Here is a 1,678-nt window from a genome sequence, read left to right on the forward strand (position 1 = left end):
GACCGGCTGCTGGAGGGTATTGACCGTGTGCTGGATATGCTGGAGCGTCATCTGCCGAAGCAGCTGCTTCACCTCGTCGATAAGGCGAGGGAGCTGCTGCCGGATCACCAGACTTATAGTCAGGAAAAACCGCACGAGAGAGGGCATTCCTGGGGCGATATGAGCCTGTAAAAATAGCCTGTCCGAAGGGCTTGCAACCGGCACTCGGACAGGCTATAATAACAGGTGAAAATAGGGAAAAACCTATTGATAATATATGCCCCCCTAAGAGCCTATGGCTCAAAACAAAAAGAAAATTTTTCTCTCAGAAAGGGAGAAAGTCGGAGGGGAAAAGGGGGTGTGCGGAGGGGTGTGGGAATGTGGTAAACCTGAAAGGTTTTCCATCATTTCCATGCCCCGGAGCAAGGGGGAAAAGGGGAGGTGACTTTCTCTTTAAGCCGCCGTAGGCGGCGCTCTTTAGCTCCCCTTTTCCCCCTTCCCGCCCGCAGGCGTTCCCCGCCGCAGCGGATTTTCTTTTTTGCTTCTTTTTTCTTTTCTGGATTGGAGGTGTTTTCGTGGCTATGGATCAGCAGACTGCTTTGGAGCGGCAGCAGGCGCTTTATCGGGAGAAGAATGCCCATCTTCGGCAATATTTAGAGCCGGTGGAGCCGTATGAGTTCTATCGGGAGATCTTCCCGGAGGGATCGTTTGAGCGCAAAGGGCATTTTGAGGATTCCAAGGGAAACGGTATCGCTCTGGTAGTCCCTCCGAAGTCAAAAGTGGTGCAGGAGAACGGCGTTGCACTGGAGATTAAGGGCGATGGTAAAGCCAACCGTCATGTGATCACGGACGAGCTGAGGGAACTGGAGGACATCAAAGGTACGGACTTTACAATCATGTCTCCTATCTCATATTTTGGCCGGCAGCGCCGGGGACAGAATGCCAGGTTTCTCTATGCGATGGTCTTTGACCTTGATGGTGTAGGGATGCCGCAGCTCCGGGACACGCTGCATCAGATGAACAAGGACATTATTCCCAAGGCCACCTTCGTGGTAAACAGCGGAACCGGCCTGCATCTGTATTATGTGCTGACCGAGCCGATCCCTATGTACCCGCAGAATCAGAAGGTTTTGAAGGAACTGAAATACGCTCTCACCCGGCAGATCTGGAACAGGTTTACCTCGTCCATCAAGGAGCCGCAGATGCAGGGCATTTTGCAGGGTTTCCGTGTGGTCGGAACCAGCTCCAAGCTGGGGAAGGACTATCCTGTGGTAGCCTATCGGTATGGCGGTGCGGTGGAGCTGGAGAAGCTGCTGGACTATATCCCAGACAGCAATGGGGAACAGCAGCGCATACAGGCGCTCATGCGAAAGAGCCGCCTGTCGCTGGCCGAGGCCAAAGAGAAGTACCCGGACTGGTATGAGCGCCGGGTGGTGAAGAAGGAGCGCCGGGGGCGCTGGACGGTGAAGCGGGATCTCTATGACTGGTGGCTGCATCGGATCGCTGACGAGATCCGGGTGGGGCATCGGTTCTACGGAATTATGACGCTGGCCATCTACGCCAAGAAGTGCGGCATAGACGAAGCGGAGCTGCGCAGGGATGCTTTCGCTCTGCTCAAGCCCTACGATGATATGAGCGAAGAGGACATCAACCGTTTCACGAAGGACGATATTGTATGTGCTCTGGAGATGTTCAATGA

Annotated in this window: 1 protein-coding gene; it reads left to right on the forward strand. The window is 54.2% G+C overall.

Features of this window, described 5'->3' with window-relative positions; all coding sequences use genetic code 11:
* Positions 1-560: 560 nt before the first annotated feature.
* Positions 561-1,678, forward strand: a 1,118-nt coding sequence (locus H8Z83_RS19000; RefSeq protein WP_187016461.1) for a hypothetical protein, incomplete at its 3' end; no start/stop codon positions are given.

This window comes from Dysosmobacter segnis (assembly GCF_014297285.1).
GTDB classification, from domain to species: Bacteria; Bacillota; Clostridia; order Oscillospirales; family Oscillospiraceae; genus Oscillibacter; species Oscillibacter segnis.